General features: G+C 75.9%; 2 protein-coding genes. Both read right to left on the bottom strand.

The features are described from left to right. The coding region (locus ACFOYX_RS16270) for an SIS domain-containing protein (RefSeq protein ID WP_377534091.1) at positions 1 to 199 on the bottom strand (199 nt) is incomplete at its 3' end. Further along, positions 196 to 762, bottom strand: a 567-nt coding sequence (locus tag ACFOYX_RS16265) for a MurR/RpiR family transcriptional regulator (protein WP_377534090.1), incomplete at its 5' end; no start/stop codon positions are given. The genes ACFOYX_RS16265 and ACFOYX_RS16270, both read right to left, overlap by 4 nt.

Raw genomic sequence — 762 nt, 5'->3', positions numbered from 1 at the left:
GGACCAGCCCGCCGGCCCGGGCCACCAGCTCGGCGGTGAGCGCCTCGGAGTGGCCGGTGCCGAATCCCTGGAGCACCCCGCCGGCCCGCAGCCCGGTGGCGATCAGGTCGGCCGCCGGGTCGACCGCGTCGGCCTGGGTGTCGACCACCCGGTCGAGCACCGGGCGGACGGCGTCCGCGTACCGCTGTGCGCTGATCATGAGGCGGCCCCCTTCGCGGCCTTGTGCCCGTCGACGGCCTGGGCGGTACGCCGGAAGGCCGCGTGGGCGCGGTCGTGGGTCCGCTGCGCCACCGCGATGTAGAGCAGGTCGAGGACGACGAGCTGGGGATGCCGGGCGGAGAGCGCGTCCGGCCGGAAGGTGGTGGCCTGGCTGGCCGTGAGCAGCACGATGTCGGCCAGCTCGGCCAGCGGCGAGCGGGGGAAGCCGGTCAGCGCGATCGTGGTGGCGCCCCGGCTGCCCGCCTCGGCGAGCATCTCGATGGTCTCCCGGGTCTGCCCAGTGTGCGAGATGCCGAGCGCCACGTCGCCGGCGCCCAGCAGCGCGGCGCTGGCCAGCCCCTCGTGCACGTCGCTCCAGGCCCAGGCGGCCACCCCGATGCGGTGCAGGCTGAACTGCATCTCCTCGCGGACCAGGGCGCTGCCGCTGGCGCCGAAGATGTTCACCCGGCTCGCCCCGGCGATGGCCACGGCGGCCAGCTCCACCACGGCCAGGCCGAGCAGCGCGGCCGTGTCGTGCATGGCCCGGGTGTCGGCGGCCATGAT

Origin of the sequence: Micromonospora sp. GCM10011541, assembly GCF_042650725.1 — a bacterium.
GTDB classification, from domain to species: domain Bacteria; phylum Actinomycetota; class Actinomycetes; order Mycobacteriales; family Micromonosporaceae; genus Micromonospora; species Micromonospora sicca.
This window is presented reverse-complemented; position numbering and strand designations above follow the sequence as displayed.